Origin of the sequence: Providencia sp. PROV048 (assembly GCF_033688165.1) — a bacterium.
In the GTDB taxonomy this organism is placed as follows: domain Bacteria; phylum Pseudomonadota; class Gammaproteobacteria; order Enterobacterales; family Enterobacteriaceae; genus Providencia; species Providencia hangzhouensis.
The window spans coordinates 1,658,548-1,672,994 of the sequence record NZ_CP096360.1; the positions used below are offsets into that span (position 1 = coordinate 1,658,548).

A 14,447-nucleotide genomic window follows, 5' to 3' on the forward strand; every position below is an offset into this window, starting at 1 on the left:
CATAGAGTCGTTTGGCGTATTTAGAACAAACGCTATATCAATTATCCGCATTTTTTTCTAAAATCGGTCGCTCACCGTACAAATTAACAGATAAATCCCGATTAGTATCAGTAATTGGTGTTTGTTGATTGAACCAGATGATATTTCGCTCTTATAATCAAACTAATGTAATTCTGAAAATAGAGAAATAAAGTGGGAAAAAATATCCAAGCCATTCGCGGCATGAATGATTACTTGCCAGCTGACACGCGTGTATGGCAGAAAATCGAGGCAACATTAAAAAATATTTTACAGGGTTATGGTTTTAGTGAAATTCGTACCCCGATTGTAGAGCAGACCCCGCTATTTCGCAGAGCGATAGGTGAAGTGACGGATGTCGTTGAAAAAGAAATGTACACTTTCAATGACCGTAACGATGAAAGTCTGACATTACGCCCTGAAAATACCGCAGGTTGTGTGCGTGCAGGTATTGAGCATGGTTTGCTGTACAATCAGGAACAGCGTTTGTGGTATTTAGGCCCAATGTTCCGTTATGAGCGCCCACAAAAAGGTCGTTATCGTCAATTTCACCAGTTAGGGGCTGAAGTTTTTGGTCTTGCAGGCCCTGATATCGATGCTGAAGTTATTTTAATGACAGCGCGCTGGTGGAAAGCGTTAGGAATTAGTGAGCATGTAACATTAGAGCTGAACTCGATTGGTTCATTAGAAGCGCGAGCTAATTACCGTGAGGCTTTAGTTGCTTTCTTAGAACAGCATAAAGATAAGCTGGATGAAGACTGCAAACGCCGGATGTACACAAATCCTTTACGTGTTTTGGACTCAAAAAATCAAGAAATTCAGGCTTTATTGAATGATGCACCTGAACTGTTTGTTTACCTTGATGTCGAATCACGTGAGCACTTTGATGGCTTATGCAAGTTGTTAGAAGCTGCTGGGGTTCAATACCGCGTAAATCAACGTTTAGTTCGTGGTCTTGACTACTATAACCGCACTGTTTTTGAGTGGGTAACCACGGCGCTGGGTTCACAAGGCACAGTTTGTGCGGGTGGCCGTTATGATGGCCTAGTTGAACAATTAGGCGGTCGTGCAACACCTGCGGTTGGTTTTGCCATGGGTATGGAACGCATGGTGTTATTAGTCCAAGAAGTGAACCCTGAATTTACAGCGGATGCTTCAGTCGCTGACGTTTATCTTGCTTCCTTTGGCGAAAATAGCCAACAAGCAGCGATATTAGTGGCTGAAAAAGTCCGTGATGCACTACCAACACTACGGTTAATGACTAACCACGGTGGTGGTAGCTTCAAGAAACAGTTAGCAAGAGCGGACAAACAAGGCGCTAAAATTGCACTAATCTTGGGGGAAGATGAAATTAAAAATAACCAAGTCACAGTGAAAGACTTACGTACTGGCGTACAAGAAACTATTTCGCAGCAACTTATGGCGTCACGCATCGCCGAATTATTAGGTTAAGGAGAGACAAGTGGAAGTCTATACAAACGAAAATGATCAAGTCGATGCGATTAAACGCTTTTTTGCGAATAATGGCGTGGCATTAGTTATTGGTCTCGTCATTGGCGTTGGTGGTGTATTTGGTTGGAACTACTGGCAGTCCCATAAAACCAATGTACTGCAAGAAAGTGCACAAAAATTTGAAACAGTAAACGCCCAATTACGTTCGGGTTCAGATCAGGCTATTGCTGCGGCGCAAAAATTTGCGGCTGAAACTGACGATGTATACAGTGCGATGATGGGTTTAGAGCTTGCGCAAATTGCAGTGGATAAAGGTGATTTAGCTAACGCACAAACTGCATTGACCAATGCATTAGCCAAAGCAAAAACTGTGGATATGCAAGATTTAATTAACTTGCGTTTAGCACGAGTACAATTGGCTCAAGGTAATGCTGATGGCGCGATAGCGTCAGTGGCAAATATTAAAAGTAAGTCATGGCAAGCAACGGCACAGGATGTCCGTGGCGATGCCTTACTCCACAAGGGTGATAAAGCAGGCGCAAAAGCCGCTTACACTCAGGGGTTAGAAAGTGAAGGCTCTCAATCTATTAGAGGTATTTTGACTCTGAAATTGAACAACGTATCTAATTCATAAGAAGAAAGGAAACGACAAACATGCAGTTGCGCAAAACACTTTTAGTTGGCCTAGTCGCTTCAGCTTTACTTGCCGGTTGTTCCAGCGAAACTGATTCTATTATTATGGCGCCACTTCCACAGGTTGAAAATCAATTCACCCCATCAATTGTTTGGGATAAATCTGTTGGAAATGGTGTTGAACAATTTTATTCTGAATTATCACCGGTTTGGGATGGCTCAGCCGTTTATGCAGCAGACCGAAAAGGTTTAGTTAAAGCCTTTGAACTCGACAGTGGTAAAGAACTATGGTCAGTAGATTTATCTAAACGAACGGGTTTTCTTTCTGCTAATTTATCTGCATTATTATCCGGTGGTTTAACCGTTGATGGCGACAAAATCTTTGTGGGTACTGAGCGTGGAACAGTTATCGCTCTTAACAAAGAAGATGGTCAAGTCGCTTGGGATGTCGAAGTTGCAGGTGAAGCCCTTTCTAAACCTGTAGTGAGTAATGACCTTGTTGTTATTCATACCAGTAATGGTCAACTGCAAGCTTTAGACGTCAATAGCGGGGAAATCAAGTGGACTGTTAACATGGATACCCCATCGTTGTCATTACGTGGTGAATCTGCTCCAGCAGTTGCCTTTGGTGCTGCGATTGTGGGGGGGGATAACGGTCGTGTCAGTGCAGTGTTATTGTCTCAAGGCCAATTAATTTGGCAGCAACGCATTTCGCAAGTGACCAGTTCTACAGAAATCGGCCGCTTAAATGATGTCGATATGACACCAATTATTGATGACGGCAAAGTGTATGCGATTGCTTATAATGGCACATTGGCAGCACTGGATATGCGTTCAGGTCAAATCCTATGGAAACGTGAACTGGGCTCAATCAATGATATGGTAATGTCAGGTGAAAACCTGTACCTCGTTGACCAAAGTGACCGCGTATTGTCTGTTCGTAAAAGCGATGGTGTGACACTGTGGACACAGGAAGACTTACTAAACCGCGGGTTATCTGCACCAGAAATGTATAATGGCTATCTTGTTGTCGGTGACAAAGAGGGTTATCTGCATTGGTTAGACATGAGTACGGGTGGGTTTGTTGCACAAAACAAACTAAACAGCTCTGGTATTCACAGTCGCCCAGTGGTTGCAAGTGATAAACTAATGGTTCAGACAAAAAACGGAACAGTTTACCTGTTAACACGTTAATTTTCTGACAAACCGCCAATTTATCGATAAAATCAACGGTTCCTGAACACAGGAGCCGTTTCGTTTTTTGTTTTCTGAGTTAAAGCCTCAGAATTCCTTTAGTTAATAAAAGTTGTGAGGCATCTAAGAATGATACCCGTCGTAGCGCTGGTAGGGCGTCCAAACGTAGGAAAATCCACGTTATTTAACCGTTTAACCCGTACCCGTGACGCATTAGTAGCGGACTTTCCCGGTCTGACTCGTGATCGCAAATATGGTCGTGCAGAAGTTGAAGGTCACGAATTCATTATTATCGACACGGGTGGTATCGATGGGACTGAGGAAGGCGTAGAAACGCACATGGCCGCACAGTCCTTGCAAGCAATTGAAGAGGCAGATATTGTTCTGTTTATGGTCGATGCAAGAGCCGGGTTAATGCCCGCTGATGAAGGCATTGCCAAACATCTTCGTAGCCGCAAGAAAAAAACTTATTTAGTGGCAAACAAAACAGATGGTATTGATGTCACAACAGCAATCGGGGATTTTTACTCTCTTGGTTTAGGGGAAATTCATCCTATCGCTGCATCACATGGCCGCGGTGTCACTCAGTTAATAGAACAATCGTTAAAACCTTTTGTTGCTGAAGATGAAGAAGAAGTCGAACTGACCGAAGAAGAAGAAAATGCGGCATATTGGGCAGAGTTAGAAGCTCAAGGTGAGCTTGATGAAGACGAAGAAGATGACTTCGATCCAACAACATTACCGATTAAATTAGCCATCGTTGGCCGTCCGAATGTCGGTAAATCGACATTAACCAACCGTATTTTAGGTGAAGAGCGTGTTGTGGTGTTTGATATGCCAGGGACCACACGTGACAGCATTTACATCCCAATGGAACGCGATGAGCGTGAGTATATTTTAATCGATACCGCCGGTGTGCGTAAGCGTGGAAAAGTTACAGAAACAGTGGAAAAATTCTCTGTTATCAAAACATTGCAAGCGATTGAAGACGCGAACGTCGTACTCTTAGTTATCGATGCACGCGAAGGTATTTCAGACCAAGATTTATCTTTACTTGGCTTTATCCTCAATGCGGGGCGCTCATTGGTGATTGCAGTCAATAAATGGGATGGTATGAAGCCAGAAGACCGCGAGCACGTAAAAGACATGCTTGAACTGCGTCTTGGTTTTGTTGATTTCGCACGAATTCACTTTATTTCTGCATTGCATGGCAGTGGCGTGGGTAACCTATTTGAATCAGTGCAAGAAGCTTATGAATCTGCAACTCGTCGAGTGGGAACGGCATTATTAACGCGCATCATGAAGATGGCAGAAGATGAGCACCAACCACCGCTTATTCGTGGTCGTCGTGTTAAAATGAAGTATGCCCATGCTGGGGGACACAATCCACCAATTGTGGTGATCCACGGTAACCAAGTTTCTGATTTACCAGATAGCTATAAGCGTTATTTGATGAATTACTTCCGCCGTTCATTGCAAGTGATGGGAACGCCAATTCGAATTCTGTTTAAAGAGGGAGAAAACCCTTATGCAGATAAGAAAAATAAGTTAACGCCAACCCAGTTGCGTAAGCGTAAGCGTTTAATGCAGCATTTGAAAAAACGCTAGTCAATAAGGCGCTGATGAAAGCTTAATTAGCCCTATTGAACGCATAAAAGCCGTAACAAAGTCATTATGTTACGGCTTTTTAATATTATCTGGATAATACTTTAAGAATGAATATCGCCCTTACGTTACTAGCATATATCATGATGAACGTAAGGGTAAGAATCAAAGATTGAGGAAAATTATGGACACTCGTTCTTCTACACGTTTAAACAAATATATTAGTGAAAGTGGTATTTGCTCAAGGCGTGAAGCTGACCGTTATATTGAACAAGGTAATGTATTTATTAATGGTAAGCGTGCAGGAATTGGCGACCAAGTTTTTGCTGGTGACGTGGTAAAAGTTAATGGGCAATTAATCGAACCGCGCAATGAAGAAGATTTAGTGTTAATCGCACTCAATAAGCCAGTCGGTATTGTCAGTACGACAGAGAGTGGTGAAAAAGATAATATTGTTGATTATGTTAACCACAGTACCCGAATTTTCCCAATTGGCCGCTTAGATAAAGACTCTCAAGGGCTAATTTTTCTCACCAACCATGGGGATTTGGTGAATAAAATTTTACGGGCAGGCAATTCTCATGAAAAAGAGTATTTAGTCACGGTCAATAAACCCGTAACGGATGAATTTATCCGTGGAATGGGTGCTGGAGTACCCATTCTTGGAACAATGACGAAAAAATGTAAGGTTAAGAAAGAGGCTCCTTTTGTTTTTAGAATTACGCTTGTGCAGGGACTAAACCGTCAAATTCGTCGTATGTGTGAGCATTTTGGCTTTGAGGTCACCAAACTTGAACGCGTTCGCATCATGAATGTTAAATTGACAGGCATTCCTGTCGGGGAGTGGCGTGATTTAACCGATGATGAATTGATTGAATTATTTGATATGATGGAAAAATCTGAATCAGACGTAAAATCGAAAAAGCCACAGAAGTCAGCTTCTGCTAACAAAAGTAATACAAAGCAGACTTCGCCAAGTAAACCCAAAGTAAAACCAGAAAACCCGACACGCAAAAAGTTTACACAACCAGGCAGAAAAAAGAAAAAACGTTAACGTGCAGGTTTAATGAATAAGGCTGAATAAAAGAGTTGATTAATGCTCTTTAGTATCGGCCTTTGTATTTTACAGAAAAATTAATTTCAAATGGTTTAATGCTATCTAGCAATATATTTTTTTACAGGTTTACTATCAGCCCAACATCTAACCAACTTTGCTGTGTTTTTTGCGCAATATTATCATCAAACAGTTTCTTAGCTGCACGGATCGTGGCATCAGCAAATTCGATAAATGTCGCTTTTTTTGTCACTCTATTGTCAGACACTGCTTCCAGCCAAATTTTACCGGCGATATCCCACGTATAGCCACCAAGGCTCTTAGCTAATAGGTAAAAGGCTCTATTTGGAATGCCTGAATTAATATGTACGCCGCCATTATCAACAAAAATAGGTAAATCTTGATATTGAGACATATGGCCAACTTGTGGATCTCTGACCTCATCAGAAAGATAATAAGCGTCGCCTGGATTTATCATCGAACGTAGGGCAGGTGCATTTATTTGGTCAATAAATAAATTTTCCCCAAGTAGCCAATTAGAGGTATTGGCTGTTTCATTATTTAAATATTGCTTGACCATAATCCCAAGTACATCTGCGACAGACTCATTAAGAGCACCAGACTGGAAAGAATATCTAAAATTAGCTTTTGAACTAATAAAACCATGAGCAAGTTCGTGAGCAATTATATCAATGTCGTTATAGAATGGGCCAAAAACGATTCCATCCCCGTCACCAAAGAAAATAGCTTGAGAATTCCAAAATGCGTTAGCGTAGTTTGTTCCATAATGAATAACCGCATTAATATCAGCAGAACAGCCAAAAATTTGGTCAATATTTAATTTTTCCTTGAAAAAGGTACGAATAACACCAATTGAATTAAATACTTGCCCAGCGGGTTTTGATGGTGCTTGAGTGTCTTCTTCGCACATAATTACCGCATAGTCATCATGTGGCATATGACTATCTGGAGAAAGCCCTGAACGTTCACAAATTGGCAGGTCAGAATGCCAGTGATGTTTATGTGGAATAGGGCGCTGAGCATCACGAATAAAACGGTTATAGCGCTTTCCTGTCGTATCTATAGGGCAAGATGAAAGATTATTGCGATGAAATAATGCATCTTCATGTGAATAGGTTCGGCTCATAATATCATTGATATGAGTGAGCGTTGATTTTAAGTTAGTATGACCTGCTTTAGTCACTAAATTGGCTAATAAGCAAGGTGAGAGTAAAGAACGGCCTAAAATTTGATTCATATTATAACTCCATTCAGTTGGGTGAAATGGAATCATAATCTGTTGTGATAATTTTGTAACTAGTTGATATATAAGCTTTAAAATCAATTTCTGTTATTTTATATTAGAAAGGTAGAACGGTTATCTTTCTACCTTAATTTATAAACTAATGTTATTAATTATGGCGAAACCCACTCTTTATTTAGAATTAAAAATTCAGTATAGAGAGCAGCTTCTTGGCTATTAGGTTCAGGATGATAGTCGTATTCCCAGCGGACAAGTGGTGGCATTGACATTAAAATTGATTCTGTTCGGCCTCCACTTTGTAAGCCAAATAATGTACCTCTGTCCCATACCAAATTGAATTCGACATAACGACCACGACGATATAATTGGAATTGACGCTCTCGTTCACCCCATGAATGATCTTTGCGTTTTTCAACAATCGGCACATAGGCATCTAAAAAGCCATTACCAACGGCTTGAGTGAAGTTAAAACAGGATTCAAAACCCCCTTGGTTAAGGTCATCATAAAATAGCCCACCCACACCACGAGGTTCATTTCTATGCTTCAGGAAAAAGTATTCATCACACCAATTTTTATATTTAGGATAAACATCAGTACCATAAGGGCGGCATAAATCACGAGCAACAGTGTGCCAGTGGATGACATCTTCATGAAAGCCATAAAAAGGGGTTAAATCAAAACCGCCACCAAACCACCAAACAGGCTCGCAACCTTCTTTTTCAGCGATAAAGAAACGAACATTAGCATGGGTAGTTGGAATGTAAGGATTCAGAGGGTGAATAACAAGAGAGACGCCCATTGCTTGGTAGCTACGGCCAGCAAGCTCGGGCCGATGTGCAGAGGCTGATGCTGGCAACTTTTCTCCTTTAATATGTGAGAAGTTAACCCCAGCTTGTTCAAATAGTGCCCCTTTGGTTAGTACTCGGCTACGACCGCCACCACCTTCAGTTCGTTCCCATGTTTGTTCTAGAAAAGTTTGCTTACCATCTAGCTCAGTAATTTTTTGGCAAATAGTCTCTTGCAAGTTCTGCAAATAGGCTTTTACGCGATCAATATCTGGGTAATTCATTGTTTTATAATAGAACCATAGCAAAAAAATAATGGTTAAAGTATACCCTTTTACTCGAAGAAAGGCATATTGAATATTGATTGTGTTGCAAAAGCAGAGATAATGGCAGAAAGATTAGCTTAAGTAGGCAAATGAGATGGAAATACGAGTCTTTCGGCAAAGTGATTATGAAGACGTCCTGACCTTATGGGAGCGTTGTGCTCTCAATGAATTTTCAGGTGATCCTGAACTCGATATTGAACGCAAATTACAGTGTGGGGCCGACTTATTTTTAGTGGCTGAAGTTGCCGGTGAAATTGTCGGTACTATTATGGGGGGCTACGATGGCATTCGTGGCACAGCTGTTTATCTTGCTGTTCACCCGGAATACCGTGGCCGTGGTATTGCTAATGCATTAGTGAGTCGACTAGAAAAAAAACTGATAGCCAGAGGCTGCGGAAGAATAGAGTTATTAGTGAGTGAAGAGTCTGATGCGGCTATTTGTATGTTTGAAAAAATGTTGTATGAAGAAGAACAACCTGAACGTTTAATTTATTCGAAAAAATTAACGCACGAAACGGATTTTTAAGTTAATTGACTATTTATTTAACTTTCTATGGGAATGTTTTAGTAAATAGATTGTCACAATATGCATTATGCGACTCATAAAAGAGGATGATATGTCCCAACATGCAAAGTTGAACAGTAATAATGGATTATCGCCGTTGTTGAAGGCTTCTCTACTCTGTGGAACAGTTCTGTTATCAGGGTGTGCGGGTGTGAAATTCTTTTCGCCATCGACTTGGTTTAGCAGCCCACTGGTGGTTTCTAGCTCAGGACTTGGTCAAGTGACTAGTTTTACACCAATGCAAGCGGATATCATTAAGAAACAACTTGATGACCGCTATACATTACGCAGCGGTATGCAAATGGAAAATGGGGATGTGGTCACAATTTTCCAAGGAATGGATGATAATGAAGTAAAATTAGAAATAGTTGGCCCAGAGCACGGCTATGTATCACGAATTATAGTGAGTGACCCGGATATTGCAACTGAATGGGGGCCGACAGTGGGTACTGAATTTAGTGAAATTTATCAAAAAGCATTCGGTATTTGCGGTCTAGGCGAGCGAGTCAATGACGTTCCAACCATTGAATGTAATTCACCGCAATCAAGTAAAGTGGTTTACCGTTTTACAGGTAAGTGGCAAGGGCCAGAAGATTTAATGCCTTCAGATGATGACCTGAAAACATGGAAAATCTCGCAAATTATTTGGCATAAATAATCTCATTTCGTTAATAATATCGTCAGGGCTATCTATACTGGCGATATCTTTCCATTAGTGTTTCTTTTTCCTTGTTTTCAAAGAAATTTACCCTTTCTTAAATTTTCTTTCTTATAATAGACCGGAAACCTATATTCCCTTGCGTTAAAACAAGGTGAACATCATAGCGATAAGATAAGATATTAAAATCGCTTATATAAAAAATAGGTTATATAACATATTAATTTTACGAGGTTTACCGTATGTCTCATTCTCAAAGTGGTATTTTGAAAGAACATAGCCGTTTTGGTATTTTTATTGAAGCGCAAGTGCAAGAGGGATCTCTGGATGAAGTTAAGTCTGGATGTAAAAGCTTTGTCGAGGCTTTAACCAAATTACAAGCGCAATACCCAGATGATCGCCTTGGTGCAGTTATCGCGTTTGGCTCTGATATCTGGAAACAGCTCGGTAAGGCAAATACTGCTCCTGAATTGAAACCATTTCGCACTCTGGGTAAAGGGCTTGCTCCCGCCACTCAACGGGATATGTTTATTCATATTCAATCACTGCGCCACGATATTAATTTTTCTTTAGCACAAGCTGCTTTAAAAGCATTTGGTAAATCTATCTCTGTGGTTGAAGAAATTCATGGATTTCGTTGGGTAGATGACAGAGATTTAAGTGGTTTTATTGATGGAACAGAGAACCCGCAAGGGGAAGAAATTGCAGAGGTCACATTAATCGAAGACGGTGAAGATAAAGGCGGAAGCTATGTTTTAGTCCAACGCTATGAACACGATTTACGAAAATGGGATCGTTTTTCGGAACATGAACAAGAAAAAATGATTGGCCGTACTAAAAAAGATAGCGTTGAATTAGATGAAGATGCGCGCAATGTCACCTCTCATGTCTCACGCGTGGTGATAGAAGAAGAGGGAGAAGAGCTTTCAGTCATGCGTCACAGCTTGCCATATGGTACAGCAAGCGGCAAACATGGCTTATTCTTTATCGCTTATTGTGCAAGGTTACACAATATTGAACAGCAGTTACTCAGCATGTTTGGTGAAAAAGACGGCAAATACGATGATTTGCTGCGTATGACGAAAGCCGTTTCGGGGAGTTATTACTATGCTCCGTCGATTGAGACATTGACGTCTCTTTGATCAATAAGTTGCCGCAAGGATGCGGCGATTGATAATTATTTATGTAATCTATTATTTTCAATGTATTAATCGGTTTTTTTTAATTCTTTACGAGCTGCAGCAGCAATAAAACCACTACGGCTACCATATTCAGGATTAACCTTCACTAAAGCATCAATACGATGTAATAAACGATGCGGCAAGGTGATATTAATACGCTCAGTACGGCCATCGTATTTATCCATATCGACATCCACAAATAACCATATCCCATGCGCATATTCAGGTTGTATTGGGTTCAATAGCGTTTGCTGAGATTTCGATAATGGGATCTCAAAGCCTTTTTCACTCAATAATTCAAAATGAGCATCAATTGCTGATTTTGCTTCTGCGTAAGCCTCTTCTATATTGCTGCCCGCGAATGTACATCCTTCAATATCAGGAAACCAGCCACTTGCGCTGCCATCATTATCAATTTCAATAAAGGCGGTATAAAGCATTAGGTTATCTCCATTAAAGATAGCGCTCATGCGTGAACGCTTTTCTTATTTAATGTTTTAGTTTCGCAGCCTTCAAAATGTGATTTAGTGTGCCTATCTTTAAATCTTTTTGTGGATGCGGAACAGTAATTACAATTGAAAAATGTGGGTGGGAAAACTGATGGTGACTTCCTTTTATTCTTTCAAGTTTCCAACCGTTTTTTTGCAGTATGTTTATCAGTTCCGAACTTTGCACGATCCCTCCATTTCGTTAACTGATATACACATAATACACACTCTGAAGAGCGCTTACAATATTTAAAGTGTGTGTTATGTGTATAAAAAAGAGAGAGGGGGAAAATGTTTAAGGTGTCTTTGCTTCGCTAAACTTAAAAATGAAACGCATTCATATCACTAACTAATTAAAAAATCAGTTAATTTTCCTGCTTATGACGTTCGTTTCTTTGTTATTCTAATTTGATATATAAAAAGGTGATTGATAGCTACACAGTTATAACCAAAACATATACAGTGGTTCCAATGTCAGCCATTTGGGTTTAGTTACGAATAGGTGTGGAATGAAAAAATCATTTTTGAAAAAAACAGCACTAGCGAGTTTGGCAACGGTATCATTACTCGGAAGCTCACCATTAGTTGCAGCTGAACTGCTTAATAGCTCTTATGATATTGCCCGTGAATTATTTGTGGCGTTGAACCCTTCATTTGAAAAACAATGGAATGAAGCCCACCCTGACGACAAACTCACAATTAAACAATCACACGCCGGCTCATCAAAGCAAGCTCTGGCTATTTTACAAGGGCTGAAAGCGGATGTGGTGACCTATAACCAAGTCACGGACGTGCAAATTTTGCATGACAAAGGGAATTTGATCCCTGCAGACTGGCAAGCTCGCTTACCAAATAATAGCTCGCCTTATTATTCAACAATGGCGTTTTTAGTTCGTAAAGGAAACCCTAAAGGGATTAAAACGTGGGATGATTTAGTCCGTGAAGATGTTAAATTAATCTTCCCGAACCCAAAAACTTCAGGAAATGGCCGTTATACCTACCTTGCGGCATGGGGCGCTTTTAATCAAGAAAATAAAGATGATAAAGCACAAACCCGTGAGCAAATGAAACAGTTTCTGAAAAATGTAGAAGTATTTGATACCGGTGGGCGTGGCGCGACGACGTCATTTATTGAACGGGGGCTCGGTGACGTCCTTATTAGTTTTGAATCAGAAGTGAATAATATTCGCTCTCAGTATGGTGAATCAGACTACGAAGTTATTGTACCGCCGGTGGATATCTTAGCGGAGTTTCCCGTCGCTTGGGTCGATAAAAATGTACAAAAAAATGGTACTGAAGATGTCGCTAAAGCTTACTTAAATTATCTCTATAGCCCACAGGCCCAAGAAATCATCACTCAGTACAATTACCGAGTGAATGACAAAGCGGTGATGAGTGCGAATAAGGAAAAATTCCCAGAAACTCAGTTGTTTACGGTTGAATCACAATTTGAGAGCTGGCCAAAAGTAATGGACGTTCATTTTGCCACCGGTGGGGAATTTGACCAATTAATGGCTGAAGGGCGCCGTTAATGAATCGTTCAGGAAAGCGTTTTTTGCCAGGCTTTGGGCTAACGCTAGGTAGCAGCCTTTTTTATACCTGCTTGATTTTGCTATTACCCATGAGCGCTTTGGTGATCCAATTATCGGAAATGACATGGCAGCAATATTGGGCTGTCATTAGTTACCCGCAAGTGGTTGCCGCGTACAAAGTGACGTTACTGTCTGCATTAGTCGCAAGTTTGTTTAATGCGGTGTTTGGCATGTTATTAGCGTGGATTTTAACGCGTTATCGCTTTCCTGGGCGTTTGTTTTTAGATGGTTTAGTAGATTTACCCTTTGCATTACCTACTGCGGTAGCGGGGCTGACATTGGCAACCCTGTTTGCAACCTCGGGCTGGTATGGGCAATATCTGCACCAGTTTGACATTAAAGTTGTTAATACTTGGCTGGGAATTGCGGTTGCGATGGCTTTTACCAGTATTCCGTTTGTTGTGCGTACGGTTCAACCTGTGTTGGAAGAGCTAGGCCCTGAATACGAAGAAGCTGCTCAAACCCTAGGTGCGAGCCGTTGGCAAACTTTTCGTCGAGTGATACTGCCAGAGCTTTCACCGGCCTTATTAGCCGGAACGGTTTTGTCCTTTACGCGGAGTTTAGGCGAGTTTGGTGCCATTATATTTATTGCGGGTAATATTGCGTGGCAAACCGAAGTTGTCTCATTAATGATTTTTAGTCAGCTACAGCAATTTGATTACCCGGCAGCCAGTGCTGTGGCCTCAGTTATTTTAGCGGTTTCATTGTTACTTCTATTTAGTGTTAATTTAGTACAAAGCCGCTTTGGTAAACGGTTGGGGGGCAAGTAATGGCGCAAATTACACCAATTCACACTACTAGCCGTATCCAAATTAACTGGGGGAAATGGCTACGAATTGCGATAGGTTTATTGTTTTCGTTTTTACTATTAGTGATTCCAATTGTTTGGATATTTATTACTGCATTTCAAAAAGGGTTAGATGCCGTTTTACTGAATTTGGCAGACCCAGATATGCTACACGCTATTGGTTTAACAGTATTAATTGCTTTAATTACCGTTCCTGTAAATTTAGTTTTTGGCACCATGATGGCGTGGTTAGTGACACGATTTCAATTTCCTGGTCGCCAATTATTACTCACCTTGGTAGATATCCCGTTTGCGGTTTCACCTGTTGTTGCGGGTTTGCTGTACTTACTTTTTTATGGCTCGAACAGCTGGTTTGGTGGGTGGCTTGAAGGTTTTGATATCCAGCTAATGTTTTCATGGCCAGGTATGGCGTTAGTGACCATTTTTGTAACGTGTCCATTTGTCGTACGTGAGTTAGTGCCCTTGATGTTAAGCCAAGGTAGCCAAGAAGATGAAGCCGCGGTGTTACTGGGAGCGTCAGGATGGAAGATGTTTTGGCGTGTGACATTGCCCAATATCCGCTGGGCATTATTGTATGGCGTGGTTTTAACTAACGCCCGTGCAATCGGTGAATTTGGTGCGGTTTCGGTGGTTTCAGGAGCTATTCGTGGTGAAACATACACCTTACCGTTGCAAGTTGAATTATTGCATCAGGATTATAATACAGTAGGGGCGTTTACGGCCGCAGGGATCTTAGCACTGCTGGCAATTATCACCTTAATACTTAAAAGCGCATTGCAGTGGCATTTAAGTCGCCAGCAATCTGAATCAGGAGTCCATTAAT

The 14,447-nt window shown here is 40.9% G+C and carries 15 protein-coding genes; 11 read left to right on the forward strand and 4 right to left on the reverse strand.

The window, feature by feature from the left end; all coding sequences use genetic code 11:
- Window positions 1-192 precede the first annotated feature (192 nt).
- The 5 genes from hisS (at window position 193) to rluF (ending at window position 5,956) form a co-directional block, all read left to right on the forward strand.
- Complete coding sequence (hisS, locus tag M1F26_RS07155) at window positions 193-1,470, forward strand: histidine--tRNA ligase (protein WP_318837665.1); 1,278 nt, start codon at window positions 193-195, stop codon at window positions 1,468-1,470.
- A gap of 10 nt (window positions 1,471-1,480) precedes the next feature.
- Entirely contained in the window at window positions 1,481-2,104 is a 624-nt protein-coding gene (locus tag M1F26_RS07160; protein ID WP_004264893.1) for a YfgM family protein, read from the forward strand.
- 20 nt (window positions 2,105-2,124) lie between these two features.
- Window positions 2,125-3,297 carry an outer membrane protein assembly factor BamB gene (bamB, locus tag M1F26_RS07165; RefSeq protein ID WP_094961718.1) on the forward strand — a complete coding sequence of 391 codons (1,173 nt, stop codon included), beginning with the start codon at window positions 2,125-2,127 and terminating at the stop codon, window positions 3,295-3,297.
- 129 nt (window positions 3,298-3,426) lie between these two features.
- On the forward strand, window positions 3,427-4,905 hold the full coding sequence (gene der / locus M1F26_RS07170) for a ribosome biogenesis GTPase Der (protein ID WP_094961719.1): 1,479 nt from the start codon (window positions 3,427-3,429) through the stop codon (window positions 4,903-4,905).
- Window positions 4,906-5,086: 181 nt separating this feature from the next.
- Window positions 5,087-5,956, forward strand: coding sequence for a 23S rRNA pseudouridine(2604) synthase RluF (gene rluF, locus M1F26_RS07175; RefSeq protein ID WP_140172323.1), 870 nt, complete (start codon window positions 5,087-5,089; stop codon window positions 5,954-5,956).
- 121 nt (window positions 5,957-6,077) lie between these two features.
- Here the strand turns inward: rluF and M1F26_RS07180 are convergent, their stop codons facing one another.
- The gene (locus tag M1F26_RS07180) at window positions 6,078-7,214 is read right to left on the reverse strand and encodes a M4 family metallopeptidase (protein WP_180359534.1); all 1,137 of its coding nucleotides are present in this window, start codon (window positions 7,212-7,214) and stop codon (window positions 6,078-6,080) included.
- A gap of 158 nt (window positions 7,215-7,372) precedes the next feature.
- Window positions 7,373-8,290 carry an oxygen-dependent coproporphyrinogen oxidase gene (gene hemF, locus M1F26_RS07185; RefSeq protein ID WP_140172324.1) on the reverse strand — a complete coding sequence of 306 codons (918 nt, stop codon included), beginning with the start codon at window positions 8,288-8,290 and terminating at the stop codon, window positions 7,373-7,375.
- 136 nt (window positions 8,291-8,426) lie between these two features.
- Between hemF and M1F26_RS07190 the strand changes: the two genes are divergently transcribed.
- From M1F26_RS07190 to M1F26_RS07200, 3 genes are all read left to right on the forward strand, one after another.
- On the forward strand, window positions 8,427-8,858 hold the full coding sequence (locus M1F26_RS07190) for a GNAT family acetyltransferase (RefSeq protein ID WP_109911483.1): 432 nt from the start codon (window positions 8,427-8,429) through the stop codon (window positions 8,856-8,858).
- Window positions 8,859-8,949: 91 nt separating this feature from the next.
- Complete coding sequence (locus tag M1F26_RS07195) at window positions 8,950-9,555, forward strand: RpoE-regulated lipoprotein (RefSeq protein WP_140172325.1); 606 nt, start codon at window positions 8,950-8,952, stop codon at window positions 9,553-9,555.
- Between the two features lie 242 nt (window positions 9,556-9,797).
- Window positions 9,798-10,697 carry a Dyp-type peroxidase gene (locus M1F26_RS07200; RefSeq protein ID WP_094961722.1) on the forward strand — a complete coding sequence of 300 codons (900 nt, stop codon included), beginning with the start codon at window positions 9,798-9,800 and terminating at the stop codon, window positions 10,695-10,697.
- 65 nt (window positions 10,698-10,762) lie between these two features.
- Here the strand turns inward: M1F26_RS07200 and M1F26_RS07205 are convergent, their stop codons facing one another.
- Both M1F26_RS07205 and M1F26_RS07210 read right to left on the reverse strand, forming a co-directional pair.
- Window positions 10,763-11,176 (reverse strand): type II toxin-antitoxin system HicB family antitoxin, encoded by a 414-nt coding sequence (locus M1F26_RS07205; protein WP_094961723.1) that lies wholly within the window; start codon window positions 11,174-11,176, stop codon window positions 10,763-10,765.
- Between the two features lie 49 nt (window positions 11,177-11,225).
- Window positions 11,226-11,411, reverse strand: a complete 186-nt coding sequence (locus M1F26_RS07210) for a type II toxin-antitoxin system HicA family toxin (protein WP_094961724.1) — start codon at window positions 11,409-11,411, stop codon at window positions 11,226-11,228.
- Between the two features lie 322 nt (window positions 11,412-11,733).
- On the opposite strand from M1F26_RS07210, the gene M1F26_RS07215 reads away from it, so the two are divergent.
- From M1F26_RS07215 to cysW, 3 genes are read left to right on the forward strand one after another with little or no spacing between them, the layout of a single operon-like run.
- On the forward strand, window positions 11,734-12,756 hold the full coding sequence (locus tag M1F26_RS07215) for a sulfate ABC transporter substrate-binding protein (protein ID WP_140172326.1): 1,023 nt from the start codon (window positions 11,734-11,736) through the stop codon (window positions 12,754-12,756).
- Window positions 12,756-13,586, forward strand: a complete 831-nt coding sequence (gene cysT / locus M1F26_RS07220) for a sulfate/thiosulfate ABC transporter permease CysT (protein WP_004264883.1) — start codon at window positions 12,756-12,758, stop codon at window positions 13,584-13,586. Before M1F26_RS07215 ends, cysT begins: the two co-directional genes overlap by 1 nt.
- Complete coding sequence (gene cysW, locus M1F26_RS07225; protein ID WP_140172327.1) at window positions 13,586-14,446, forward strand: sulfate/thiosulfate ABC transporter permease CysW; 861 nt, start codon at window positions 13,586-13,588, stop codon at window positions 14,444-14,446. The genes cysT and cysW overlap by 1 nt, the downstream gene beginning before the upstream one ends.
- Window position 14,447: the final 1 nt, after the last annotated feature.

Bases quoted from the DNA above. Each gene is read 5' to 3' on its own strand.
- bamB (WP_094961718.1), top strand. From the start codon at position 2,125: ATGCAGTTGCGCAAAACACTTTTAGTTGGCCTAGTCGCTTCAGCTTTA.
- der (WP_094961719.1), top strand. From the start codon at position 3,427: ATGATACCCGTCGTAGCGCTGGTAGGGCGTCCAAACGTAGGAAAATCC.
- rluF (WP_140172323.1), top strand. From the start codon at position 5,087: ATGGACACTCGTTCTTCTACACGTTTAAACAAATATATTAGTGAAAGT.
- M1F26_RS07180 (WP_180359534.1), bottom strand. From the start codon at position 7,214: ATGAATCAAATTTTAGGCCGTTCTTTACTCTCACCTTGCTTATTAGCC.
- hemF (WP_140172324.1), bottom strand. From the start codon at position 8,290: ATGAATTACCCAGATATTGATCGCGTAAAAGCCTATTTGCAGAACTTG.
- M1F26_RS07190 (WP_109911483.1), top strand. From the start codon at position 8,427: ATGGAAATACGAGTCTTTCGGCAAAGTGATTATGAAGACGTCCTGACC.
- M1F26_RS07195 (WP_140172325.1), top strand. From the start codon at position 8,950: ATGTCCCAACATGCAAAGTTGAACAGTAATAATGGATTATCGCCGTTG.
- M1F26_RS07200 (WP_094961722.1), top strand. From the start codon at position 9,798: ATGTCTCATTCTCAAAGTGGTATTTTGAAAGAACATAGCCGTTTTGGT.
- M1F26_RS07205 (WP_094961723.1), bottom strand. From the start codon at position 11,176: ATGCTTTATACCGCCTTTATTGAAATTGATAATGATGGCAGCGCAAGT.
- M1F26_RS07215 (WP_140172326.1), top strand. From the start codon at position 11,734: ATGAAAAAATCATTTTTGAAAAAAACAGCACTAGCGAGTTTGGCAACG.
- cysT (WP_004264883.1), top strand. From the start codon at position 12,756: ATGAATCGTTCAGGAAAGCGTTTTTTGCCAGGCTTTGGGCTAACGCTA.
- cysW (WP_140172327.1), top strand. From the start codon at position 13,586: ATGGCGCAAATTACACCAATTCACACTACTAGCCGTATCCAAATTAAC.